At 66.0% G+C, this 22,359-nt stretch carries 37 protein-coding genes and 1 pseudogene; 29 read left to right on the top strand and 9 right to left on the bottom strand.

Annotation, left to right across the window (positions count from 1 at the left end):
- The first annotated feature begins 67 nt into the window (after positions 1–67).
- The 5 genes from Q7W51_07855 to Q7W51_07835 all read left to right on the top strand — a co-directional run bounded on the left by Q7W51_07855 (position 68) and on the right by Q7W51_07835 (position 2,066).
- Positions 68–529 carry a hypothetical protein gene (locus tag Q7W51_07855; protein MDO8848280.1) on the top strand — a complete coding sequence of 154 codons (462 nt, stop codon included), beginning with the start codon at positions 68–70 and terminating at the stop codon, positions 527–529.
- Between the two features lie 191 nt (positions 530–720).
- Positions 721–849: a hypothetical protein gene (locus Q7W51_07850; protein ID MDO8848279.1), complete on the top strand. Its 129-nt coding sequence runs from the start codon at positions 721–723 to the stop codon at positions 847–849.
- Positions 850–882: 33 nt separating this feature from the next.
- The gene (locus Q7W51_07845) at positions 883–1,152 is read left to right on the top strand and encodes a hypothetical protein (GenBank protein ID MDO8848278.1); all 270 of its coding nucleotides are present in this window, start codon (positions 883–885) and stop codon (positions 1,150–1,152) included.
- Between the two features lie 93 nt (positions 1,153–1,245).
- Complete coding sequence (locus tag Q7W51_07840) at positions 1,246–1,713, top strand: hypothetical protein (protein ID MDO8848277.1); 468 nt, start codon at positions 1,246–1,248, stop codon at positions 1,711–1,713.
- Between the two features lie 5 nt (positions 1,714–1,718).
- Positions 1,719–2,066 carry a hypothetical protein gene (locus tag Q7W51_07835; protein ID MDO8848276.1) on the top strand — a complete coding sequence of 116 codons (348 nt, stop codon included), beginning with the start codon at positions 1,719–1,721 and terminating at the stop codon, positions 2,064–2,066.
- Positions 2,067–2,078: 12 nt separating this feature from the next.
- Here the strand turns inward: Q7W51_07835 and Q7W51_07830 are convergent, their stop codons facing one another.
- Positions 2,079–2,486 carry a DUF1801 domain-containing protein gene (locus Q7W51_07830; GenBank protein MDO8848275.1) on the bottom strand — a complete coding sequence of 136 codons (408 nt, stop codon included), beginning with the start codon at positions 2,484–2,486 and terminating at the stop codon, positions 2,079–2,081.
- A 483-nt stretch (positions 2,487–2,969) separates the two neighbouring features.
- Between Q7W51_07830 and Q7W51_07825 the strand changes: the two genes are divergently transcribed.
- The 4 genes from Q7W51_07825 (at position 2,970) to Q7W51_07810 (ending at position 5,616) form a co-directional block, all read left to right on the top strand.
- A complete protein-coding gene (locus Q7W51_07825; protein MDO8848274.1) occupies positions 2,970–3,173 on the top strand; it encodes a hypothetical protein in 204 nt (67 codons plus the stop codon).
- A 92-nt stretch (positions 3,174–3,265) separates the two neighbouring features.
- Complete coding sequence (locus tag Q7W51_07820) at positions 3,266–3,790, top strand: GNAT family N-acetyltransferase (GenBank protein MDO8848273.1); 525 nt, start codon at positions 3,266–3,268, stop codon at positions 3,788–3,790.
- An 82-nt stretch (positions 3,791–3,872) separates the two neighbouring features.
- On the top strand, positions 3,873–4,586 hold the full coding sequence (locus Q7W51_07815) for a class I SAM-dependent methyltransferase (protein MDO8848272.1): 714 nt from the start codon (positions 3,873–3,875) through the stop codon (positions 4,584–4,586).
- A 94-nt stretch (positions 4,587–4,680) separates the two neighbouring features.
- On the top strand, positions 4,681–5,616 hold the full coding sequence (locus Q7W51_07810) for a GGDEF domain-containing protein (protein ID MDO8848271.1): 936 nt from the start codon (positions 4,681–4,683) through the stop codon (positions 5,614–5,616).
- A gap of 46 nt (positions 5,617–5,662) precedes the next feature.
- On the opposite strand, the gene Q7W51_07805 is transcribed toward Q7W51_07810, so the two are convergent.
- On the bottom strand, positions 5,663–5,932 hold the full coding sequence (locus Q7W51_07805) for a hypothetical protein (protein MDO8848270.1): 270 nt from the start codon (positions 5,930–5,932) through the stop codon (positions 5,663–5,665).
- Between the two features lie 43 nt (positions 5,933–5,975).
- Positions 5,976–6,467, bottom strand: coding sequence for a nuclear transport factor 2 family protein (locus Q7W51_07800; GenBank protein ID MDO8848269.1), 492 nt, complete (start codon positions 6,465–6,467; stop codon positions 5,976–5,978).
- A gap of 286 nt (positions 6,468–6,753) precedes the next feature.
- On the opposite strand from Q7W51_07800, the gene Q7W51_07795 reads away from it, so the two are divergent.
- From Q7W51_07795 to Q7W51_07755, 9 genes and pseudogenes are all read left to right on the top strand, one after another.
- Complete coding sequence (locus Q7W51_07795) at positions 6,754–7,158, top strand: GNAT family N-acetyltransferase (GenBank protein MDO8848268.1); 405 nt, start codon at positions 6,754–6,756, stop codon at positions 7,156–7,158.
- Positions 7,159–7,205: 47 nt separating this feature from the next.
- Positions 7,206–7,643, top strand: coding sequence for a hypothetical protein (locus tag Q7W51_07790; protein ID MDO8848267.1), 438 nt, complete (start codon positions 7,206–7,208; stop codon positions 7,641–7,643).
- Between the two features lie 101 nt (positions 7,644–7,744).
- On the top strand, positions 7,745–8,368 hold the full coding sequence (locus tag Q7W51_07785) for a hypothetical protein (protein ID MDO8848266.1): 624 nt from the start codon (positions 7,745–7,747) through the stop codon (positions 8,366–8,368).
- A gap of 112 nt (positions 8,369–8,480) precedes the next feature.
- Positions 8,481–9,026: a hypothetical protein gene (locus tag Q7W51_07780; protein MDO8848265.1), complete on the top strand. Its 546-nt coding sequence runs from the start codon at positions 8,481–8,483 to the stop codon at positions 9,024–9,026.
- Positions 9,027–9,131: 105 nt separating this feature from the next.
- Positions 9,132–9,545, top strand: a pseudogene (locus Q7W51_07775) (GNAT family N-acetyltransferase).
- Between the two features lie 93 nt (positions 9,546–9,638).
- Positions 9,639–10,040, top strand: coding sequence for an NAD(+)--rifampin ADP-ribosyltransferase (arr, locus tag Q7W51_07770; GenBank protein ID MDO8848264.1), 402 nt, complete (start codon positions 9,639–9,641; stop codon positions 10,038–10,040).
- Between the two features lie 34 nt (positions 10,041–10,074).
- Positions 10,075–10,479, top strand: coding sequence for a DUF1801 domain-containing protein (locus tag Q7W51_07765; protein ID MDO8848263.1), 405 nt, complete (start codon positions 10,075–10,077; stop codon positions 10,477–10,479).
- Positions 10,480–10,489: 10 nt separating this feature from the next.
- The gene (locus Q7W51_07760; protein MDO8848262.1) at positions 10,490–11,068 is read left to right on the top strand and encodes a dihydrofolate reductase family protein; all 579 of its coding nucleotides are present in this window, start codon (positions 10,490–10,492) and stop codon (positions 11,066–11,068) included.
- Between the two features lie 193 nt (positions 11,069–11,261).
- Positions 11,262–11,822, top strand: a complete 561-nt coding sequence (locus Q7W51_07755) for a class I SAM-dependent methyltransferase (GenBank protein ID MDO8848261.1) — start codon at positions 11,262–11,264, stop codon at positions 11,820–11,822.
- A 66-nt stretch (positions 11,823–11,888) separates the two neighbouring features.
- Here the strand turns inward: Q7W51_07755 and Q7W51_07750 are convergent, their stop codons facing one another.
- Together Q7W51_07750 and Q7W51_07745 are read right to left on the bottom strand one after the other, a co-directional pair.
- Entirely contained in the window at positions 11,889–12,254 is a 366-nt protein-coding gene (locus tag Q7W51_07750) for a hypothetical protein (GenBank protein ID MDO8848260.1), read from the bottom strand.
- Positions 12,255–12,353: 99 nt separating this feature from the next.
- Positions 12,354–12,875, bottom strand: coding sequence for a hypothetical protein (locus Q7W51_07745; protein ID MDO8848259.1), 522 nt, complete (start codon positions 12,873–12,875; stop codon positions 12,354–12,356).
- A 198-nt stretch (positions 12,876–13,073) separates the two neighbouring features.
- Between Q7W51_07745 and Q7W51_07740 the strand changes: the two genes are divergently transcribed.
- The 10 genes from Q7W51_07740 to Q7W51_07695 all read left to right on the top strand — a co-directional run bounded on the left by Q7W51_07740 (position 13,074) and on the right by Q7W51_07695 (position 18,357).
- Positions 13,074–13,448, top strand: a complete 375-nt coding sequence (locus tag Q7W51_07740; GenBank protein MDO8848258.1) for a hypothetical protein — start codon at positions 13,074–13,076, stop codon at positions 13,446–13,448.
- Positions 13,449–13,454: 6 nt separating this feature from the next.
- Positions 13,455–14,006: an isoprenylcysteine carboxylmethyltransferase family protein gene (locus Q7W51_07735; GenBank protein MDO8848257.1), complete on the top strand. Its 552-nt coding sequence runs from the start codon at positions 13,455–13,457 to the stop codon at positions 14,004–14,006.
- 285 nt (positions 14,007–14,291) lie between these two features.
- The gene (locus Q7W51_07730) at positions 14,292–14,936 is read left to right on the top strand and encodes an HAD hydrolase-like protein (GenBank protein MDO8848256.1); all 645 of its coding nucleotides are present in this window, start codon (positions 14,292–14,294) and stop codon (positions 14,934–14,936) included.
- Between the two features lie 51 nt (positions 14,937–14,987).
- The gene (locus tag Q7W51_07725; protein MDO8848255.1) at positions 14,988–15,416 is read left to right on the top strand and encodes a GNAT family N-acetyltransferase; all 429 of its coding nucleotides are present in this window, start codon (positions 14,988–14,990) and stop codon (positions 15,414–15,416) included.
- Entirely contained in the window at positions 15,413–16,111 is a 699-nt protein-coding gene (locus tag Q7W51_07720; protein MDO8848254.1) for an aspartate/glutamate racemase family protein, read from the top strand. Before Q7W51_07725 ends, Q7W51_07720 begins: the two co-directional genes overlap by 4 nt.
- A gap of 1 nt (position 16,112) precedes the next feature.
- Positions 16,113–16,439, top strand: a complete 327-nt coding sequence (locus Q7W51_07715; protein ID MDO8848253.1) for a hypothetical protein — start codon at positions 16,113–16,115, stop codon at positions 16,437–16,439.
- Between the two features lie 84 nt (positions 16,440–16,523).
- On the top strand, positions 16,524–17,093 hold the full coding sequence (locus Q7W51_07710) for a hypothetical protein (GenBank protein MDO8848252.1): 570 nt from the start codon (positions 16,524–16,526) through the stop codon (positions 17,091–17,093).
- A 46-nt stretch (positions 17,094–17,139) separates the two neighbouring features.
- Entirely contained in the window at positions 17,140–17,511 is a 372-nt protein-coding gene (locus Q7W51_07705) for a DUF1801 domain-containing protein (protein MDO8848251.1), read from the top strand.
- A 50-nt stretch (positions 17,512–17,561) separates the two neighbouring features.
- Positions 17,562–17,807 (top strand): hypothetical protein, encoded by a 246-nt coding sequence (locus tag Q7W51_07700; protein ID MDO8848250.1) that lies wholly within the window; start codon positions 17,562–17,564, stop codon positions 17,805–17,807.
- A 40-nt stretch (positions 17,808–17,847) separates the two neighbouring features.
- Positions 17,848–18,357: a hypothetical protein gene (locus Q7W51_07695; protein MDO8848249.1), complete on the top strand. Its 510-nt coding sequence runs from the start codon at positions 17,848–17,850 to the stop codon at positions 18,355–18,357.
- Here the strand turns inward: Q7W51_07695 and Q7W51_07690 are convergent.
- The 4 genes from Q7W51_07690 to Q7W51_07675 are packed head-to-tail and all read right to left on the bottom strand — an operon-like array spanning position 18,354 to position 21,240.
- The gene (locus Q7W51_07690) at positions 18,354–19,235 is read right to left on the bottom strand and encodes an ATP-binding cassette domain-containing protein (GenBank protein MDO8848248.1); all 882 of its coding nucleotides are present in this window, start codon (positions 19,233–19,235) and stop codon (positions 18,354–18,356) included. The genes Q7W51_07695 and Q7W51_07690 overlap by 4 nt on opposite strands.
- Positions 19,232–20,032 (bottom strand): energy-coupling factor transporter transmembrane component T, encoded by an 801-nt coding sequence (locus Q7W51_07685; protein MDO8848247.1) that lies wholly within the window; start codon positions 20,030–20,032, stop codon positions 19,232–19,234. The genes Q7W51_07690 and Q7W51_07685 overlap by 4 nt, the downstream gene beginning before the upstream one ends.
- Positions 20,032–20,853, bottom strand: a complete 822-nt coding sequence (locus Q7W51_07680; GenBank protein MDO8848246.1) for an energy-coupling factor ABC transporter permease — start codon at positions 20,851–20,853, stop codon at positions 20,032–20,034. Before Q7W51_07680 ends, Q7W51_07685 begins: the two co-directional genes overlap by 1 nt.
- A complete protein-coding gene (locus Q7W51_07675) occupies positions 20,854–21,240 on the bottom strand; it encodes a transcriptional repressor (GenBank protein ID MDO8848245.1) in 387 nt (128 codons plus the stop codon).
- A gap of 225 nt (positions 21,241–21,465) precedes the next feature.
- Here Q7W51_07675 and Q7W51_07670 point away from each other — a divergent pair, with 225 nt between their 5' ends.
- Complete coding sequence (locus Q7W51_07670) at positions 21,466–22,353, top strand: selenium metabolism-associated LysR family transcriptional regulator (GenBank protein MDO8848244.1); 888 nt, start codon at positions 21,466–21,468, stop codon at positions 22,351–22,353.
- The last annotated feature ends 6 nt before the right edge of the window (positions 22,354–22,359 follow it).

Below are 22,359 nucleotides of genomic sequence, written 5' to 3'. Positions count from 1 at the left end.
TCGGCGCGCAGCTGAAGCTCTCGACGTTAGGCATGGCGTGAGGACGTCGACACTGCGGGGGGACACGGTGCCTGAAGCCGCTCGAGCCAGTTGGATCCGGTGGGGGATCGGCCTCAGTCTGGTTCTCCCTGTCATAGTGGCTGGCGTCTTTCTCGCCACCTCCCTGATGAGAGTGCCGCTCACCTCGCGCCAAGACGTGCCACCGTTGCTGGCCTTCGCCATCATGTCGGTGTTCGTGATCGTCGTCGGGGTCGCCCCGGCATGGCTCCTGATCGCTCGCGCTCTGCGCGACGCCGGACCGCGCTCCCTTCTTCTCGGACTTGCCATCGAGGCGGTTGGCTGCGTGCTGTGCCTCGTGATCGCGGGCATCCAGAACGCAGCGAATCCGCGAGAGGGCGGCGGGGGCATGGCCTTCGTCGCGCTCGGCTCGGCGTTCGGCGTGACAACCGTCGTGTTCATCCCGCTTGCGCTTGCCGCCATGGCGCGAGCCAGACTGACTAGAGCGGCCTGCCGGCAGCCGCATGCCTAACAACCGCTTCAAGCTCACGCAAGCGTCATCGTGTGAAGCGACGTCCTCGGCGCGCAGCTGAAGCACTCGACGTTGGGCAGATGCGGTGATCGCTTCAGGCAGTGGAACGCACGAGTCGCCACTTGTCGCACCGCGCAGGATTGCCGTAAGGTCCTCTTCGGGGATAGCGGTCGCGCTCGGGGGTGCTGGCGATGCCTAAGCTGAGATCCAGGCGCTACGTGACGGCGGCCTGTCTGTGCATCTTGTCGTTCCTCGTGCCCTTCGTGGTGACCCGGCCCGTGGATTGGATCGTCACCGGCGAGCTGCCGTCAGGACTCTGAGTAGTCGCGAGCAACAAGGCAGGGGGGAGCACAGTGAGGGCCGAGCATGTCGAAGCCATGGAGCGCACTGAGGCGCTCATGCGCGAGAGTCCGCATACGCGAGGCCACAACTTCGGCCACTCCGTCCTGCTGCCGCTCCTTGGGTTCGGTGTGATCGCCGGCCTGATCGGTCTTGTGTTTCTGCTGCAGTTGATTCAGTCGGCGTCGGTGCGATTTGTGGTGGCCTGCGGCGTGCCGCTGGCCCTGGTCCTGGTGTTGGCTCTCGCATTGTTCATCCGCAACAGGCTCATGCGGGGGCGATGACCGTCAGCGGTCTTTGCAGGGGTTGGCGTATCCTGCACGTCGAGTGGCGCAGCTGAAGCGCCAAGAACGTTAGATGCAACCATGGGGGTGGGCGTGGAGGGACGATTCCGGTTCTGGACGTGGTGGCTTGCCGCGGTCGCAGTCGTGGCGATCGCCTTCGGTTTGAGTATCGTCTTGCTCCCTGACCCCATGGGTCGCCTCTTCGGCGGGCTCTACCTCTCCGACCCCGACGGCATCGCCGCATTCGGACATGAGGCGGCAGGGTACATCCGCTTCGTCTCCGCGGTCATGGGCGCCGTGATGGCCGGCTGGGGCGCCGCCATACTGTGCGTGCTCGCACTGCGCTTCCGCCCCGGCAATCCTGACGCGTGGTGGGTGATCGCGGTCTCGGTGCTCGTGTGGTTCATCCCAGACACCGCATACTCTTTGAGCGCAGGGTTCTGGCAGAACGCGGTGCTCAACTGCGGGGCGCTGATCCTGTTCGCCGTCCCGCTCGCGGCAACATACCGTGCGTCATGCTCTCGCGGGGCGCATCCAGCAAGCGCTTCCCAGGAGGCATAAGCAGAATGACAAGGCTTCGGCGCGCAGCTGAAGCACTCGACGTTGGGCGGAACCAGGCGATCGGGGGAGCACATGGGCGACGGACAGCCCCTATCGTTGCTCCCTCACCCATATGGGTCGGGACGGCTGCGGACAACGGACGTCTCGCGGGCCTCTTCGAGTCCATGGGCTATGTGATAGACGATCGGCTTCGTCTCAGTCAGGCCAGCAGCAGAGCTCTTCTGGGCTTGGTGCTCCTGCTCGACCTCGGACTGCTGGTCGGTCTTGTGGTCTCGCCCGGTGCCTGGGTGTTCGTGTTGCTGCCAGTCATGTGGCTCGTCACGCTGCTCTGGGCGCTACCCCGACTGCGCTAGGCGACGGGCAGGCTACGCGTCCTGTCTGACACCTTCGCCCATCGCCTTCCTGATGAGCTTCTCGATCTCGGCCTCTTGTTCATCGCCCAGCTCGGTCAGCGCGTAGGAGGTAGGCCACATGGCGCCGTCGTCGAGCTCGGCGACCTCCTCGAATCCGAACGTCGCATACCTCGCTTTGAACTTCGATGCGCTCTGGAAGAAGCACAGCACCTTGCCGTCCTTCGCGTACGCCTGCATTCCGTACCAAAGCCTCGGTGTGAGCGAGGGCGCCGTTCTCTCGATAATCGAGTGGAACCGCTTGGCCATCGCCTGGTCGTGCTCGGGCATCGCGGCGATGGTCTCGAGCACCCCAGCCAGTCCGTCGAGCTTCTTCTTCGTCGGTTCGCGCGCTGGCTTCGTCGCGGCATTGTCCTCAGTCATACTCATGTCCGCCTTTCGTCATGAGGTTCTTGTATGACGATTCCCATCGCGCCGCTGCGGGCAACCCACCGGCAGCTCTCGGGCGGCAGGCGTCTAGCGTCTGGCACGTCAAGCTGACGCGCACATGTCCTCGGCGCTTCGCGGTAAGCTGGCGGCGCGCAGCTGAAGCGCCAAGCGCTGTCGTGTGAAGCGGAGACACAGGTGGGAGACTCAACGCCAGCACGCCCCGGCTCGCTAGCGACGGAGTTGGTCGCTCCGTGCGGCATGAACTGCGGAATCTGCATTGGACACCTTCGCGACCGCAACACTTGCCCGGGCTGCAATGATCCGGACGATTCCGCCAAGGCCTATCACTGCGCGGCGTGCAGCATCAAGCGGTGCGAACACCTTCCTCAAGGGTCGGAAGCATTCTGCTCCAGCTGCGCCACGTTCCCGTGCGCTCGCCTTCGTCAGCTGGACAAGCGTTACCGAACGAAGTACCGCATGAGCATGATCGAGAACTTGGAGGAGATGCGCAGGATCGGCGTCGAGGCCTTCGTCGATCTTGAGCGCACACGATGGCAATGCCAGCACTGCGGTGCGCTCGTGTCCGTCCACCGGACGGTTTGTCTTGCCTGCGGCGACTCTGTTGAGGACACTCACGGCGCCGATTCAGCTCCGGCATCGAGCAGACGGCGCAAGCGCTAGAATCAAGCGGCGCCTGATTGCTGCTCATGCCGAATGACGTTGGACGCAGGAATTGAGCTGATGTGCCAAGACCTGAGGCGGATGGGAGTGGAATGCGGGGTTCTTACAGGGTCCTCTCCGCGTCCCCAGAACACGTGCCCTCGCTTCCCTCGATCGAGCGGTCGGCGGCTGCGCTGTTCGGGGATGCCGTTCCTGCGGCGTTGCTCGAGCACGTGACGCCCGAGTCCGTCTTTCTCGCCGCCCAGGAGCAGGGCACCTTGTGGGTAGCCCTCGGACCGGTTGATCAGCCGGTCGGCTTCGCCCGCGCTGTCGCAACAGACCAGCGGGTCCATCTGGCGGAACTCGATGTCCTCCCGGCCCACGGACATCGCGGTGTCGGGGCGGCCCTCGTCCGGGCGGTCGAGGACTGGGCGTACTCGAACGGCCTCTCGGAGATCACGCTCACGACGTACCGCGACTTGCCGTGGAACGCGCCCTTCTACGCCCGCCTGGGATACACCGTAGTTCCCGAGGCTGAATGGGACGCGGATATGCGGGGCCGGTTCGAAGCCGAGGCGGGTCTCGACTCGGAGCGGACCAAGCGTGTCGTCATGAGCAGGAGCCTCGGCTCCGCCTAACAAGCGCTCCAGCTGACGTGCAGGGCGTCGGCTAGACTGATGAGCAGGTGGCACACAGCCGAAGCGCCGAGACGTTAGGCGGATGAGTAGGATGGTCGGCGAGAACAGGGCGACTGCCAGAGAACTGGCGCAACGGCATGTGGCCGCAGGCGATCCTCTCGGCTGGTTCGAGGAACTCTACGGTGCTGACGATCTGACGATCATCCCCTGGGCGGATCTCGAACCGAACCCCAATCTGGTGGACTGGCTCGAACCTCGCGGTGTGGTCGGCTCGGGACGCAATGCGCTCAAGGTCGGATGCGGTCTGGGTGACGATGCGGAGGAGTTGGCGCGTCGGGGGTTCGACACAACCGCCTTCGACATCTCTCCCGCGGCTATCTCCTGGTGTCACCGCAGGTTCCCGTCCTCGGCCGTGCGCTACTTCGCGGCGGACCTCCTGCGGCCGCCCGCAGAGTGGAGTAGGCGGTTCGATCTTGTCGTGGAGTCCTACACGCTCCAGGTGCTGCCACCCGAGCTGCGGGTCGATGCCATCCGGCGGGTCGCCGGTTTCGTTGCACCGGGCGGTATCCTGCTGGTGATCACACGCGGGAGGGAGCCCGGTGAGCCGGAGGGTATGATGCCGTGGCCCCTGACGAGGAACGAGCTGGCGCTTTTCGAGGAGGTCGGCTTGACCGCGTTCGAGTTCGAGGACTACGTGGATGACGAGGACCCACCGGTGCGCCGGTTCAGGGCGACCTATCGGCGGCCGGTCGGCGACGGAGCCGCCAAACAAGCGCTTTCGGGCGGAGCCGGGTAGATACTCGCCGGGAAGGAATGCCTGATGGGTACTGGCGGCGAAGCCCGGAGAGTATGCTAGCGTCAGACGTAACGCACGTCCAAAGAGAGCGCCCATGAAGCCAGAGCCGCTCGACCCAAACGAGGCCTCAACCGCAGAGAGCGATTCGTTGGGACGCGTGCTGGGGCGTAGCCGGAAGATCAAAGTAGCCATCAAGAAGGCCGCCGGCAGACTCACTTCGGCAACTGCGGTCCTGAAGCAGGGCAAGAGGGCGAACATCCCGGCTCACTCCGTCGAGCGGGCCATCTCTCAGTACGAAGATGCTGAGAACGAAGTGGTGCAAGCCGTTCACGACCTGAGTCAGGTCAATACTGCCCTAGCCGTGGAGGTCGCGGAGCGAGTGGGCATCGAATCCGAACTCGCCGACACGAAGGCCGATCTGGCTGATATGAAGGTCGATTTGGCCACGGCGCGCGACGATCTCTCGGAATCCCAGGCGAGCGAGGACGAAGCCCTGCAGCGCGCGCTTCATGACCCACTCACCGGTCTTCCCAACAGGGTGCTGTTCGACCAGGGTCTCGACCACGGGCTGATTCAGGCTCGTCGGCACGGCTGGGGGCTTGCGGTCCTCTTCATCGACGTCGACGACTTCAAGAGCATCAACGATTCGTACGGTCACCATGTGGGTGACGAAGTGCTGATCATGATCGCCGATCGTTTGCGGTCTTTTGTCCGCGCGGAGGACATGGTCAGCCGCTGGGGTGGTGACGAGTATGCGTGTTTGCTGCTGGAAGTTGGGCAGGAAGCCGAAGTCACCCGCCTTGCGAGGAGCATGATCGACCGCATCGCCGAGGAGTTCGAATCCGCCGGGACCACTCTGTCCATAGGCTGCAGTACCGGCATTGCCATGTATCCCGGAGACGGAGAATCGGCTGACGCCCTTCTGAAGAATGCCGACGAGGCTATGTATAGAGCCAAAGGAGCCTCGGAGAAGGTCGTGCTGTTCGGCGCTCAACCTCCAAACGGAGCTAGCACCCAGGTCGTCAGGTAGCATCTCGCCGGTAGTCCGGACGGCGCATCCCCGCCGGAGGCCCGACTCACTCGTCTGGCACGATCTCCCAGGTGTCGTCATCCAGCTTGCGGACTGTGACCTGTGCGCCCGCCTCCGGTGGAGGCTGCTCACTCAGCGCCATGATCTTCGTTCCGTCGTCGAGTTCGATCATGTAGCTGGGTGTTTCGTCTCCCTCGAAGCTGGCCTCCCAGCCCACGTACGTGCCGGTCTGGACGTTGGAATCCGTGCAGCCCACGACCAGAGCACCAAGCACGAGAAGCACCGTCAACGCCACGACCATACGCTTCGCGTTCACCGCAACCTCCCCTCACGCCCGCAGTGCGCCGGTATCCGGGCCGTCAGAACGGAGCCTTGGCGGGATCGTAGTACCAGGTTTCCCTCTCGATCTTGCCCTTCGACACCTCCAGTGAGGTGACGCCGACGACCTGCGTGACCCTGTCTAGGTCGGGACGCATTCCATCGGCGGTCCAGAACACCAGCGCCCAGTCGTCACCAACAAGCATCCGCTCGATCGTGAGATCGAAGTCGGGTGTCGCCGAGAGTGCGTTCAGTGCAGCCTCGATCTCAGCGGTTCCTGTGTACGTCCGGTCAGCGGCTGCATCTTGCAGTACTGCATCGGGAGCGTAGAGGGGAATGAGGCCTGGCACATCCTTGGTCGTGTCGAGCCCCTCATACGCCTCAGCGTACGACTCGGTGACAGCCGCTACGGTCCGCTCGCCACGATCGGCGAACCACATCCCGGCGACGAACGTCACGCCGAGGGCCACCAGTACGGCCACTAGTGCGAACAGCCACCTCTTACCGTGAGGCTTGCGTACTCGGTCATCCATCGTCTCAGCCCTCCGTGGAAGAAACCCTCATGCAGGACTGTTCCCGCCCATCGCCGCAGGGGAAACACACCCAGCATGAGTGCGGTCGGACAGGCGACATCTACGGCCCGGCCGAGGTGCTGACCCGCGCACAGACACCGACTCGCCGGGGCGCCTCCGCCCTGACGATGGGCGGCGGGTAGCGCGCAGAGGTAGAATCAGCACGTCGCGGGGGGCGGGCCCCGCTCAAACGCACCCATGTCAGACCGCTCGCGTGAGTAACGGATGCTGGTTGAGGGAGATTCAGTTGTCTATCACATACTCGGAACACAAGGAGTTCGACACTCGGCAGCTGCAGGAGCTCTTCCTGTCGGTTGGCTGGTCGTCGGGCAACTATCCGGACGATCTTGCGCTTGCGATGTGCAACAGCCATAGCGTGGTCTCGGCCTGGGACGGGGCCAGACTCGTCGGATTGATGAACGCGCTGGCCGACGGAGCCATGACCGCCTATTTCCACTACCTGCTCGTCAGGCCCGAGTATCAGTCCCAGGGAATCGGCCGCCAGCTGGTCTTGAAGATGCTCGACCAGTACGAGTCGTATGCACGCAAGGTGCTGATCGCGTATGACGCGGAGGTCGGCTTCTACGAGCGGTGCGGGTTTGAGCTCGGTGGTGGCAAGACTCCGATGTTCGTCACCCATCTCACCACCTGAGGGCCAGTTGGGGTTGTCGGCCGGTTGTGCACCGCGACAGGAGGAGCATGCTCTACATCGAAGATTCGGACGACGAACTGTGGCTTCGCCTCGTTGAAGTGTTCTGCGAGCGCGAGACCTGCGACATGGTGCTCTGCCTCTACCCCGACTCAGAGCCGACCGACTTCCCAGAGCCGTTCTCCGCTTCGCGAGAGTCGGAATCCCTCGAGCGTGTGACTGTGTATCCCAGTGGGGACGAGCCCCCGTGCAGTGGCAGGGTGCGGGTTTCGGCAGAACTGATCGATTCGCTGCGACCGGATGCCGGCGAGTTTGAGGACTGGGGCGACAGCCTGTTGCTGTATCCGCCTCGCGAGAGGCAATGGGTGGCCGCCTTCATCCCGCACCAACGCGTTGCGCTCGTTCGGGACGTGAGACTCCAGGACTTCCTCGACGCTGCCGGGATTGAGGCGAGCACCGAGTCTCCGCAAGGCTGGATGCACACCTGACGAGCGCTTCCAGCAGAACGCCGTCAGATACGCTAGTCCCGAAGCGCGCAACGTCTGCTGAAGCGCCAACACACTAGACACAGCAGGGAGATCACTTGGGGATGAGTGGCAGGGGGGCCGAGGGTGGTCGCGGTGTCCGCGAATCCCTCATCCTCGCCCTGATGATGGCCGCACCCTACCTTGCCGTTGTGCTCTTCTGGTGTTTCGGGCGCAACGCGTGGCTTGCCATCCTCGCCTATCACGCCCAGATCCTGCTGTGGCTCGTGGTTACCCGACCGGTCATCAGCTTCAAGAAGCCGTCGTGGAGTCCGCTGGCGCTCATGATCGTCCCCTCGGTGCTCAGCGCGCCGCTCCTGTACTTCGTTCTGCCACTCGTGGCCCGCATCGACCTTTCGGTATGGCTGGCCGACCATCGCCTGTCAGGTGCTGCCCTATTCGGCGTGGTCGGGTACTACGGGCTGGTTCATCCGGTGCTCGAGCAGCTGCACTGGACGCCGCTCAGAGAGCGAACGCCGCTGGCCCACGTCGCATTCGCCGGATACCACATGATCGTGCTGAGTTCGCTTCTCAGTCTCCCGTGGCTTGCCATCTGCTTCGGGGCGCTCGCCGCGACCTCGTTCCTATGGCAGCGACTAACGCACGAGGCGGGAAGCCTCGTCCCGGTTGTCGCGTCGCACGTTGCCGCTGACCTTGGGATGGTCATCGTAGCCGTCTTGTTGTCATGAACCTGCGTGTCCAACAAGCGCCTCCGGCCGATGCGCAGGAGTCGTCGGCTAGACTGAGAAACAGCAGGCGCGCAGGCCACTCGCGGCCCGAGCATCTCCGGGGAGAAGAACGATGGATGGCGAGTCCAAGTACTTCACGCTGAGCATGGAGTCACTCAGGGTCATCGGAGGTTACGCCGCGGAGTGCGCCGAGAGGGCACTGTCGGTGTATGAGAGGCACGCTTCTTCAGATTCGCGCCCGAGTGCGGCGATCGAAGGTAGCCGGGAGTTTGCCGCGGGGGGAAAGCGCGCGGCCCGGTTGCGTACCCTCGCCTTGGAGGCACATGCGGCCGCACGTGAAGTAGGCGACCCTGCTGCGGCCGCCGCCGCTCGCGCTGCGGGCGCTGCGGCAGCCAGCGCCTACACGCATCCTCTGGCGGACGTCCATCAGACCAAGCACATCGTCGGTCCGGCGGCCTATGCCGCCCTGGCTCTCGAACTCGACGCCGGTGATCAGAGCGTCGGTGCAGGTGAGGTCCGCTGGGCGATCGAGCACGTCCCCTCTGAAGTGCGCGAGGTCTTGCTGCAGATGCCCGCTCGCCAACCGGGCAAGAGCCGGTTGGACACAATCCTCTATGAGCTGGATGCGGGCATCCGTGCTCTGCCGCGAGACGCCTGACAGGCGCACCAGAACGACACGCAGGAGTCGACGGCTAGACTGAGAAGTAGTGGGCGCGACTGAATCCCTCGACGTTAGGATCACACGGTGACTGACTGGTCCGATATGCGTCTGCGTGAGTTCGAGACTCCGGACGCACCACCAGTCACGTCGTTGATCCACCGCACGATCGATGCCTGCTATTCGGGCGTGTACGCACCACGCGCGGTGGCCTTTTTCAAGGACTACCATTCCTTTGATCGCATCCGCGATCGTGACGCGACCGGGTATGTGCTCGTCGTGGAGCACCGTGGAGCGATCATCGCCACCGGCTCTCTCGTCGGGAACGAGATCACCGGTGTGTTCGTCGATCCCGCGTTCCAGGGTCTCGGCATCGGCGCACACGTCATGGACGAGCTGGAGGAGGTCGCGCACGCCGCAGGTATCACAGCGACCGCGCTCAGCATCTCGCGGCCGTCGCGCGGTTTCTACGAGCATCGCGGCTACCGTGTGCTGGAGAGCCGGTCCATCGATGTCGGTGGCGGCGAGCATCTCGACTACTGGGCGGCAGAGAAGCGGCTGCAGGATGCAGCGCGCGGCAGCGCAGCCGCGCAGCGTGAAAGGAGCGGGCCGGTGGCAGCCATAGAGGACGTGAGTTTGCAGCGGTTCTACCACGGTACACGGGCTGACCTGAAACCCGGAGACCTGATCGAGGCTGGCCGCACTTCCAACTACGGGAAGAGGAACACGACCACCTACGTCTACCTGACCGCCACCCTGGACGCGGCGACCTGGGGGGCAGAGCTGGCACTCGGCGAAGGTCCCGGCAGAATCTACATTGTGGAACCGACCGGTCCGATTGAGGATGACCCCAATCTGACGGACAAGAAGTTCCCGGGCAATCCGACCAAGTCATACCGGTCCCGTGAGCCGCTGCGGGTTACGGGTGAGATCACCGATTGGCAGGGGCACTCCCCCGAGACGATCCAGGCCATGAAGGACAGCATCAAGGGTCTCGAGCCAATCGACGACTGAGTACCTTGTGGACTGCAGCGGTTTGGAGGATGCGATGCCCGCTCGAAGCGAACTGATCGACGACATGATCGCGAAGACTCCGGGCTGGCGCGGGGAGACTCTCGCCAGGTTGCGCGAGGTCATCCACGTCGCGGATCCTGACATCACCGAGGATGTGAAGTGGATGAGGCCCGCCAACCCGATCGGCTCGGCCGTCTTCGAGCACAACGGGATCGTCTGCGTCGGGGTCATCCTGAAGGAGCGCGTCCGATTGGGCTTCTGGGAGGGCGCGAGTCTCCCTGATCCGCACGGGCTGTACAACGCGCAGCTCGAAGGCAACAAGTCGCGGGCTATCGACTACTACGAGGGGGACGATCTGCGGGAGCGCGCGCTGACGTCTTTGATCCGCGCAGGTGTCGAGCACAATCTGGCCAAGGTGAAGCCCCACAAGGGGCAGTAGTGGAGGCGTCATGGCACGGCTGATCTGCTCGGCACTCGCATCCCTGGACGGCTACGTCGCTGACGAGTCCGGTCGCTTCGACTGGGCTATGCCTGACGAGTCGGTCCACACCTTCGTCAATGATCTGGAGCGCTCCGCAGGCACCCATCTCTACGGCCGCCGGATGTATGAGGTCATGGCGGCATGGGAGACGCTCGGCTCGAGTCCCGAGGACCCGCCGTACATCCGGGACTTTGCGGCGATCTGGCGCGCGGCTGACAAGATCGTCTACTCGAAGACGCTCGAGACCGTGTCGACGGCCCGGACTCGCATCGAGCGGGACTTCGATCCCGAGGCGGTTCGTCGGATGAAGCAGGATCGCTCAAGCGACATCCTCGTCGGCGGTCCGACGCTTGCGGCGGAGGCGATCAGCGCAGGGCTCGTGGACGAGTACCATCTCTTCGTCTTCCCGGTCGCGGTTGGCGGAGGACTGCCCTTCCTCCCCGGCCACGTCCGGCTTGACCTGACGTTGCTCGACGAGCGTCGCTTCTCCGATGGCGTGGTCTATCTCCGCTACGCCTCGCGTCTGCTGACAGGTGCTTCCAGCTGATGCGCCGACGCTGTAGGCTGGACCGCGAGGCTTCGGCGGGCAGCTGCAGCCTACCGTGACTCGGGGGAAGGGCGGTCGTCACATGCAACCGGATGAGATCGCAATCGGTAAGGGCTACGAGCGTGGACTGAGGGGTTTCGGACCATTCTCGTGGTACATGCGCTGGTACCTTCGCAGGCGTCGACCGATTGAAGTGCCCACAGTCCTGGAGAGTCTCGCGGGCGGACCCTACGCACGCGTGCTGGACGCGGGATGCGGGACCGGGCTGTGGCTGGCGGATCTCTACTCACGCGGTCACGGCACCGAAGTGCTGGCCGGCGTGGACGTGAGCAGCCTGATGGTCGAAGACGCGCGGCGTCGGTTGGCAAGCATCGTCTCTCCCGAGACCACCGTGGACCTACGAGTCTGTTCCGCTGTGCAGCTACCGTTTCCCGATGCGTCCTTCGATCTGCTGATGGCGAATGCCATGGTCAAGCACCTGGACGACGAGCCCTACTTCAGTTTCCTCGCCGAGGCCCGACGAGTGCTCGTTTCCGGCGGGCGCATCAGCGTCTGGGACTTCGGGCGTCCGCTCATACCGTTGCCGGACACCAAGCCGGGCAACCCGGCCCTGGAACTGAAGAACATGAGAGACAGCGACGTGCTCATGGACTCGCTGATCGCCGCAGGATTCACGGATGCGGCGCCGTATCGCCTGAAGCGTCCGTGGCGCATGCCCGTCACTCTGGAGGGGGCTGTCGCCACCCGCCGCTAGGGCCCTGGGGAGCGCCGTTCACTCGGCGGGCGGGACGAACAGTGGCCTGGGTCTGGCCGCGCGTGACTAGTCGTTCGTGAGCCAGGCGAGTGCGTCGGCCTCGTTGTCGAAGGTCTTGACCTTGTCTCCGAGGCCCGTGACTCTGACGTAGCCGTCGAACAGGATTCCCTTGAGGCCATCAACGCCCAGGAACGCCGCCTTGTCGAGCAACAGGTCGCCCTGGGTCCGGCCACCCTCGCTCACGCGCTTCATGTACGCGCTGCCGATCGATGCGCCGCCGAAGCTCGAGAGCACGAGCGACGTCCTGGGCTGCAGGCGCATCTGCTGCGCCTGCATCTCGTAGATCGCCAGCATCTCCTCTTCGGTCTTGCATTGGGAGTAGTCCACGTAGAGGATGCGTTTGCCCGCATGGTCTATCCACTGCACGCCCATGACCCCACCCCCTCCTGCTTCAGACGAGCGCTCCACGGGTCCTGTTCGGTTAGAAGTTACCCTAGGTCCGGTGGATTCTGGTTGCGGATCGCGCCGAACCTACGGCGCCATGACCGTGACGGTCGTGACGATCTGGGTCGTGTCTCCCTCAAAGACGCCGATGATCACGCCGCCACCGAGTCCCTCCGGGCTCGCGGGCGTGTAGCTGCCGCCGTTTAGGGCGATCTTCCCCTCACGACCGCCACTCTCGTCGTCCTGCTCCAGGAATCCGACCGACCAGCCAGCAGGGAGTTCGGTCTCGTACCATGCGATGACGTCGTCAAACGATGCTGCCGACTCGACGGTGAGCTGGTGGACGGTCGTGGACTCGGTCACTGCCATGGGGTCGTACGCGGTCACCGTGCCCGGATGCACCGGAACGTCGTTCGGGAACTCGGCGGGGCGCCCCGAGACCTCTGTCTCGGCCTGTGCCTGGTCCTGCCCGGTACCCGTTTCGGCACTCTCGTTCTGTGTCGCCGAGGGTTGGTCGAGGCCGCTCTCGTCGTCACCGGCGCAGCCGGGAAGTGCGACAAGCGCGAGCGCCACGATCAGCACTACTGAGGCACGCCACATACTGTTCATTGCTTGACCGCCATCCCTTCGGCGGACAGCGCACGCTGCCCGGTTCGACTCGGCTTCCGGCTGACGCGTTTGGTCGTCGTACACTGAGCATCACAAGCGCACGCCCGCGGCGTCAAGGCGTCATGCGGACAACTGAAGCCCGAGAGTCGGCGTGCAGACAGTGGCCGGACATGTGCCCATCGGATGATCGGAGTGCCTATGTCCGACAAGTCGGTCGCCGAGAAGGCCCGGATCAGACCCGGGACACGTATCGCGGTGCTCAACGCCGTGCCCGGCATCGTCGAGGCGTTGGGGCTGCCGGACCCGGTGTTCGTGGACGCATCCGCTGCCGAGCTGGTGTTCCTGTTCGCGAGCACGCGTGCCGAGCTCGACTCCGGACTGCCGTCGGCGGTCGAGGCACTCGCCCCCGGTGCTGCGGTGTGGGTCTTCTTCCGCAAAGGTTCCAGGGCGGCCGGTCTCGACATGAGCCGGGATGACGTGTGGACGGTGGCCGAGGGGCTGGGGCTTCGCCCGCTCGGCATCGTCAGCGTGGACGACAGCTGGGCGGCATTCCGGCTGAGGCCGGGAAGCTAGCAGCCGATGAGAGGCGGTCGGATGATGGCCGAAGGCGGAACGCCGAAGATCCGGGGCCGTGACTACCCCGGTCTCGGACTCGGCGGGCTTCTCGTCGTCTTGCAGGCAGGCGTCTGCGTGATCGGCGGTTCCGGGCCAGCGCGATGGCTGGCAGTCGTCGGCGTGGTCCTCGGCTCGATCGCGCTGCTCGTCCTCGTCGTTCCCGTCATCCAGTTCAAGCGCGTGGGGGGCGTTGCGAAGGGCGACATCTTCGCGAACACTACGGTGGTCGTGGATACGGGCCTGTACGCGATCGTCCGCCACCCGCAGTTCACCGCGGCCTGGCTGCTCGCGCTCGCCCTGGCGCTGTACTCGCAGAGCGTTCCGGCGAGCGTCCTCGGCCTGATGGCAGTCGCGGCGTTCCTCGTGGACTTCCGGCGTGCCGACGCGCGCGATAGGAAGAAGTTCGGCGATGCATACGCGGATTACATGCGGCGCGTTCCGGGTTGGAACCCCGTGGCGGGACTCTGGAGGATGCTGCGGCGACGCACCCGCTTCGACGTCCGGATCCGCCCCTAAGCGGCCCGTGATCTGCCGCTTCTACGCAGCCTGCTCGGCGATCCGGATCTGACCCCACTTCATCGGCGGGCCCGAGTTCGACGAGGCGATCCTCGCCAGGCCGAGGTGGAGTATCCGAAGGGGCGCATGATGCGCTCCCGGCACTGGCGATTCGATCTCGGTCTGCCGAAGGAGTGAGCATATGCGGTAGGCTACATCGGGGATGCCGGGCACGGTTCGGTGCCCGTGGACGTACGTTGAACGGGGAAGCATGGCACTCGAACCGCTCGACCGGGCCCGCATCGCATGAGTCGCGGCTTCTCGACGCTCGTCTTCGATCTCGACGGCACGCTGAGCGATCCGAGCGTGGGCATCGCCCGAAGCCTCAATCACGCGCTGGGCACGCACGGGTTCCCGATCGTACCGGAGGTGCTGCTCGCTGCTGAGATCGGACCGCCGCTCGACGAGATCTTCGGCAGGCTGGTACCCGCTGATGCCGTTGACGCGATCCCCGCACTCGTGGCCACGTACCGGGAGCGCTATGCGAGGCTGGGCTTCTCCGAGAACGAGGTGTACCCGGAGATCCCCGCAGCGCTCGAACGGCTCGCCGCGGTCGCCCGGCTCGGCGTCTGCACGTCCAAGCTCGCATCGTACTCGGTGAAGATCCTCGAGCTGTTCGGCATCCGCGAGCACTTCAGCTTCGTCGACGGCGGCGACATCGGCGTGAAGAAGAGCCAGCAGCTCGCCGGGCTGCTCGGTCGGGGCGAGATCGATGGCGAGGCGGTCATGATCGGCGACCGCAGCGTGGACATCGAGGCCGCGCATACCAACGGCCTGCGCTCCATCGGCGTGCTCTGGGGATTCGGAAGCGCCGAGGAGATCGCGTCGGCCCGGCCCACGCACGTTGCTGCCACCGTCGGGGAGCTCGTGCGGTTGGTCACGCCGACGTAGGCGGTATCGCTGACGCTAGCGAAGAGCAGATGAAGAAGCGGAGGAGTGACGGTGGAGATCGGCCGAGTCCTGAGCACCGACCTTGAAGCCATCGGCAGGCTGCACGCGCACTTCTGGGGTGACGTGTCCGATGCCAGCGCGATGGCCGAGACGCTCCGGCATCTCGGAGCGGATTCCGATCACGCGCTGCTTGCGGCGCGAATCGACGGGACCTGCGTGGGGACGGCGACCGGCGTGGTGTGCCGCGGACTGTACGGCGGCGCCGACGCGTACCTCGTGATCGAGGACGTGGTGGTCGATCCGGAGTATCGTCGGCAAGGCGTGGCCACGGCCCTTCTCGGCGAGCTGGAGCGCTTCGCGCGCGAGCACGGCTGCAAGCAGATGATCCTGCTCACCGAGTCGTGCCGCGCTGACGCGGCGGCGCTCTACGAATCGGCGGGCTTCGCAGCGCGATGGACGGGGTACAAGAAGAAGCTATGAAGACCATCGGCATCATAGGCGGCATGAGCTGGGAGTCGACCGTTCCGTACTACCGGCGCATCAACGAGCTGGTGAAGGAACGGCTGGGCGGGCTGCACTCGGCGCGCATCGTGATGGTGAGCGTCGACTTCCACGACATCGAGGTGCTGCAGTCGGCGGGCAGGTGGGAGGAGGGGGCGGCCGCGATGGCCGATGCCGCCCGCTCGCTCGAGGCGGCCGGCGCGGACTGCGTGGTGCTCGCCACCAACACGATGCACAAGGTGGCCGACGCCATCGAAGCCGCCGTGAGCGTGCCGATGCTCCACATCGCCGACGCCGCGGGCGAAGCTATCCTTCGCGCGAGCATCGGCACCGTGGGACTTCTCGGCACGCGCTTCACGATGGAGCAGGACTTCTACCGCACGCGCCTCACGGAGCGCTTCGGCCTCGAGGTGCTCGTGCCGGGGCCCGAGGATCGTGAGTTCGTGAACCGCGTCATCTACACCGAGCTGTGCTGCGGCATCCTCTCGGAGGAGTCGCGCGCCGAGTTCCGCGCGATCATCGGACGCCTCATCGCCGAAGGCGCTGAAGGCATCATCCTCGGCTGTACCGAGATCCCGCTGCTGGTCTCGGCGGACGATTCGGCCGTTCCGCTGTTCGACACGGGCGAGCTCCACGCCGCCGCGGCGGTGGCGTTCGCGCTCGGGGGGAGCTGAGATGTCCGATCGGAGGCGCTGGCTGGCGGTGCTCGTCGTCATCGCTGTGGTGCTGGTGCTCGCGGCGCCGCTGTGGGCGGGCTATTTCGGACCGGCAACAGCGACGTACGCGGCAACCTGGCGACCGTGGCGGACGGGACTCACGGTTGAGGAGAACACCGCTTCGGCGATGCAGCGCACTTCGGCTGAGGCGTGGTACGTCGTGGAGTACGGCGATCCGTGGCCGGGCAAGGCTGCCGGCGCCGGCAAACAGATCCGCTTCGTGAGCGTCGAGCGCGCGCATCCGCTGTTGCCGTGGATGGTCACGGAGAGCGGCACCGGTCCGTAGGGGACACCGCGTTCAACCGATCGCGTCCGACCCGCGGGGTAGAGGTTACGAAGTGAATGGCCGACTTCGGCACAGGAGCACGGCATGATCCCCACCGAGTCGAACTACGCCGAGTGGTTCGCCTGTTCGGCCCGCTACTACCTTCTGCGCGAGGGCTACGCATTCCTCACGTTCGCCCTCGAGCAAGTGGTCGAGTCCGGGTTCCCGGCTACGCGTCTGGTCGCCGAGGGCAACCGCTTCGCAGGGCTGCGATTCGTGCGTCCGCAGGAGACGGCGCCAGGGCAGCCGATCAGCGCGTACGCGGGGGATGCTGCCCCGATCGGGCGGATCGCCGATGCTGATGCCGGCTGGCTTCTCTACGCGCTCCCGCAATCGGCTGACCCGTTCGATCAGCAGCTCACCCACCAGAAGGTGCTCTTCGCCGGGGCGGGCGAGGTGGAGTTCGTGGAAGGCGGGCTGGTTCCGGGCGGCGGTGTGAACTTCAAGCAACTCCTCGCAGCGATCGAAGCGGGCACGATCGGGCGCGACGTGCAGGCGGGTTGGACGGCCGCCGATCTGGTGGAAGCTGCGGACGGACGTTCTGCGACGATGTACCTTGTGGTGAACGGACGTGCCCGAATCGTGTTCGCGCTCTGGGGCAGCGTCGGGCGATGACGTCCGGCTGCCTGGCGCCGCATCCACGGAAAGGCTGGTGTCGCTGATGACAAACCGTTCTTCGGCCACCACGATCGACGAGTACATCGCGGAGTTCCCACCCGATGTACAAGCGGTTCTCGAGGAGATGCGTGCGCTCATCCACGCGCTGGCGCCGGATGCTGTCGAGACCATCAGCTACGCGATCCCGACGTTCGACCTCGGCGGCAAGCACCTTGTGCACTTCGCAGGCTACGAGAAGCACGTCGGCCTCTATCCTGCGCCGAGCGGCATGGAGGCGTTCAAGGAGGACCTCAAGCCGTACAAGACCGGCAAGGGCTCCGTGCGGTTCCCACTCGACCAGCCGTTGCCCACAGAGCTCGTAAGGCGCATCGTGGAATTCCGATTGACCGAGGTCACGGGGGAGTCAGTACGGTAGTGCGAGGGTACAAGAGCAGTGAGGCACGCTGACACCGGGGAGGCAACTGCATGGCGATCACCAAGAAAGACACCATCCGCGTCATGATCATCACCAAGGACCATCGCATCGAGGGCGACATGCACATCCTCGAGGGGGCCCGCCTCTCGGACTCGCTCAACAGCAAGAACAAGGACTTCTACGCCGTAACCGAGGCGTCGATCTATCGGGTGGAAGACGATCGTCTCGTCGCCTCGCCGCCGTTCATCGTGGTGGCGCGCGAGGGCATCACCGCCATCTTCCCGGTTGAGGGCTGAGGCGGTTCGCGGCGCGCCGGACGACTGGGGCGGAGGACGCATGGTCACCGAGCAGGAGCGTCAGGAGATCCTCGATACCGAGCATCTGCGTCTGTTGCCCATCTTCTTCTGGGTGCTCGCGGGTCTCGACATCTTCATCTCGCTCTACGGCCTGATCTACGTGGGGATGGGCGCCATGATGGCGTTCGTGCCCTGGGACGAGTCGGCCCCCGATGCACCGCCGGTGTTCATGGGCTGGTTCTTCATGGCGATCGGGCTCGGGTTCATTGTGTGGTTCGCCGGCGGCGGCGTGCTCAAGATACTCGCCGGCATCTGGATGCGGCGCCGCACTCACCGGATCGCGATCCTCGTCGCCGCAGCACTCGGCGCCACGGTGTCGTGGCCGTTCGGAGTGGTGCTGGCGATCTTCACCTACCTCGTCATGATGCGGCCGTCGGTGGCGATCCTGTTCGACACGCCGGTTCCGAAGGTCGCGCCGGCGCCGCTGGCCGAACAAGCGCCTGCTGTCGAACAAGCTGAGCCCGAGGCCGCCGAGCCGGCGACCGACTAGGCGCTGCAGCCTTTCCACTCGGCAAGCGCGTCCACGGCCTCGGCCACCGAGAGCGCAAGCGGCGGCGCGGTGGCGTCGCGCTCCCGCAGTCGCGCGAAGAGCTCGGCCAGGATCGGCGGCTCGATGTTGCCCTCGGCGAGTGTGTCGGCGTTCGCGAACAGCTCCTCGGGCGTACCCGAGAGCGCTATGGCGCCGCCGGGGGCGAGCACGTAGGCGTAGTCGGCGAACTCCGGCACCGAGTCGATGTCGTGCGTCGACATGATGATGGTCATCCCGCGCTCCCGCGCGAGCATGCTCATGAGATCCTGCAGCGCGCTGCGCGAGGCCGGGTCGAGTCCCTCGAAGGGCTCGTCGAGCACGAGCAGCTCGGGGTCCATCACGAGCGCGCCCGCAAGCGCGACCTTGCGCTTCTCGCCGCCGGAGAGGTTGTGCGGTACCCGGTCGGCAAGATGCTCGATGCCGAGCAGGCCGAGCGCCACGTGCGCCCGGTCGAGCGCCTCGCCTTCAGGCAGCCCGTACTGGCGCGGCGAGAACGCCACGTCGTCGATCACGGTGGGAGCGAGCAACTGCTCGTCCACGTTCTGCAGCACCACGCCGATGCGTCGGCGGATGCTCGTCCACTCGTCGGCGGGGGACATGCCGAACACCCGCACCTCGCCCTCCTGGCTCTTCAGCAGGCCGAGGATGTGGAAGAGCATCGTGGTCTTGCCCGAGCCGTTCGGGCCGAGTACGGCCACGCGCGCGCCGGTGTGCGCGAGGAAGTCGAGGCCGCACAGATGCACCGAGGTGCCGTCCTCGTAGGTGTGGCGGATGCACGAGATCCGGACGATCTCCTCGGCCCCTGCAAGCGGTCCGTGGTCGTGAATGTGCCCCTTCATGCGCGTCTCCGTCCGATCAGCAAGCCGAGTGCGAGGTCGAGTGTGCCCGCCGCGGTCACGAGCCATGAGTAGCCGCCGAGGTTGTTGGGGAAGGTGCGGAAGACGAGCACCACGGCGAGCACGATCGCGGCGTACGCCACGGCTGCGACGTCGGCCGCAGGTTCGACGCTGCGGCGGGTGCTCACGCGCAGCCCGCCCTCGTAGCCGCGCAGACGCAAGATGTCGTATTCGCGCTGCGAGAGGTCGAAGGAGTAAAGCAGCAGTCCGCCGAGTGCGCGGACGGTCGCGCGCGCCGCTCTCACCGGCTGGCGCGCCGAGATGCCCGAGCGCAGACGCACGGCGCGCAGCAGGTCGCCGAACTTCTCGGCGAGGATGAACAGAGATCGGTACGTCATCAGCAGGGCGTCGCCGACGATCGTCGGCGTGATGCGCTGGATGGGCGCGAAGACCTGCGGGTAGGGGGTCGAGAACATGAGCGTCACCACTGCGAGCGCGGCGGTCACCGCCTTGAGGACGAAGAGCGCGCCGGTCACCGGTCCGGGGGCTGCTGCGAAGGCGAAGACCAGCGCGAAGAGCGTCGGGTAGAGCGCCAGCGGCAGCATCTGCCGGAGCGGAAGGCGCACGGCCGCCGCCGCACCGGTGAGCGAGAGCGCAAGCCCGGCCGCGACGAGCGGGTCATTCACGCTCACAACAGCGCCGAGCAGCAGGCCGGCGGCGATGAGCTTGCTCGCGGGTGCGGCGCGGTGGAGTAGCGTGTCGCCGAGCACGGCCGAGCGGTCGACAGCAGTGATGTCCACTAGTGCCTCCCGTGTTCGTCGCCGTAGTGGGGGTGGTGGTCTTCGGCGGTCGGCTCGCCGAACACGAGCGAGGGGCGCACCCGCGCCACGTAGCCGAGGATGCCTGCGGTCACCAACGCCTCGAGCAGCCACCCGATCGGCCCGAGGGTGTACACGATCGCCGCGAAGCGTGCCACCGAGAGCCCGCCTTCACCCGCATGTTCGGCGTGCTCATCCTCGGTCTCTCCGTGGTGCTCGCCGAGCAGGCCGACGGCGATGACGCCATCGGAGAACGGGTTCCGAAACTCGAGCGTCTCGGCATCGAGCGCTCCGGTCTCGCGCGCGGTCGCCCCGGTGCCGGCGAGCGCCACGATGCCGACGAGCATCGTGGTGGTGATCGCGAGGGTCAGTACGGTCGCCACGGCGGCGAGCGGCCTGATGCGCGTCGGCCCGAGCAGGCGTGCCCCGCCGCGCACAAGCGCCCAGCCCAGCGCCATCTCGGTCGCGATCACGAGCGTGTTGAGCCCGACCACCGTGATGCCGCCGTGCCCCATCAGCGCCAGTACGAGCACGACGATGAACGCCGATATCGCGCCGAGCCACGGGCCGAGCAGTACACCGGCGATCACGGTGAGGTTGATGTGGTAGGCAAGCGGGACGATCTCGCTCCCCATCGAAACGAGCACGAGCGCGGAGACGGCCCCGATGAGCGGCACCGCCCGGCGTGACTCGGCTTGCTTTGCCCGGCGGGATGCGACCGCGAGCAGGCCGAATGCGAGCGCCCAGCCGCCGAGCCACAGCCACCAGGGGAGCACGCCGTCCGGGATGTGGATGTGCGACATCTAACGGTCCTCCCGCCGGGTCCGGCAGTGCGCGCAGAGCCCGTAGAGCGTGATCTCGTGCCGGGTGACGAGGTGGCCGGCGTGCTCGGCCGACGCGAGCGCCTCCGCGCTGAGCGGGCAGTCTATTGCCACGACGGCGCCGCACTCGGTGCACACGAGATGGTGGTGATGGTCGTTCCGGGCGCAGTGAGCCAGAAGCGCCGAGCCGCCGCGCTCGCCGACCGAGGTGATGGAGCCCGCTGCCTGCATGGCGGCCAGCGCGCGGTAGACGGTCGCGAGTCCCACACCGGGGGCCGTGCGCCCCACGGAGCAGTGCAGTTCCTCCGCGGTGAAGGCTCCGGGGAGCGCGCTGACCGCTTCGGCGATGAGCGCCCGTTGCGGGCTCATGCGGGCGGTGCCGTACAGCGAACGGAGGTCCGGGCGCGCCGATGGCGTCGCGCCTCGCGCTCGTGCGCTCGTGCTGTCCGCCATCCGATTCGGCACTGTTCCGCGCCACCCTTCAAGGTGAGAACGCTTCTCACTTAGTGGAGTGTGCCACAAGCCGGACGGTGGCAAACACCGGTCACTGCGCTAGCATGCATATCACGGGTGCTTATACGGCGGGAGGCGCGTGTGAACGTCAGCCAGCTCAGGACCTTCGTCGCGGTGGTGGATCACGGCTCCTTCTCCGAGGCCGCCCGCATGCTCGGCATCTCGCAGCCGGCCGTGACGATGCAGGTCCAAGCGCTCGAGGCGGACATCGACGCGACCCTGCTCGATCGCGGGTATCGCAAGGTAGCGCTCACCGAGGCCGGCCACGCGCTGCTGCCTCACGCGCGCAAGGTCCTCGCCGAGCTCGACGACGCCCGTAGCGCGATCGACGCCGTGTCGAGCACGGTCAGCGGTCGGCTCACGGTGGCCGCGAGCACGACGCCTGGACAGTACCTGTTGCCGCGCCTGCTGGGCGGCTTCCTGAAGCTCTATCCCGAAGTGGGCGTCACGCTCCGCGTCTACGACAGCACCGATGTGGTCGCGCACGTGGAGAGCGGCGAGGCCGACCTGGGGATGACCGGCGCCGAGGTTCACGGCGCCCGGGTCGTCTACGAGCGGCTGGGCTCCGATGACCTCACGCTGATCTGCCCCCCCGACCATCCGCTCGCAGCGCACAGCCCGATCTCGTTCAGCGAGATCACCGGTGAACTCTTCATCGTCCGCGAGCAGGGTTCGGGCACCCGTATGGCCGTCGAGGAAGTCATCCGCCGCGGCGGCGTAGACCCCGCGGATCTCGATGTCGTCATGGAGCTCGGCACGAACGAGGCGATCGTGAGCGCGGTCGAAGGCGGCATGGGTCTCGGCATCGTGAGTCTCCAGGTGGCGCACCAGGCGCTCAACCTCGGCACTGTCGCCGAGGTGAAGGGCGCAGGCTTCCCGGTCGCGCGTCCGCTCTTTCTCGTCCTACCGCGACGCACCCTCGTGCGAGCAGGCGCGGCGCTGGCGGACTACCTGCGCGTGGAGATGTGAACGGGC

Source organism: Coriobacteriia bacterium (assembly GCA_030652115.1).
In the GTDB taxonomy this organism is placed as follows: domain Bacteria; phylum Actinomycetota; class Coriobacteriia; order Anaerosomatales; family Anaerosomataceae; genus UBA6100.
The sequence above is the reverse complement of the archived record's forward strand: the minus strand, read 5'-3'. Positions and strand labels throughout refer to the sequence as shown.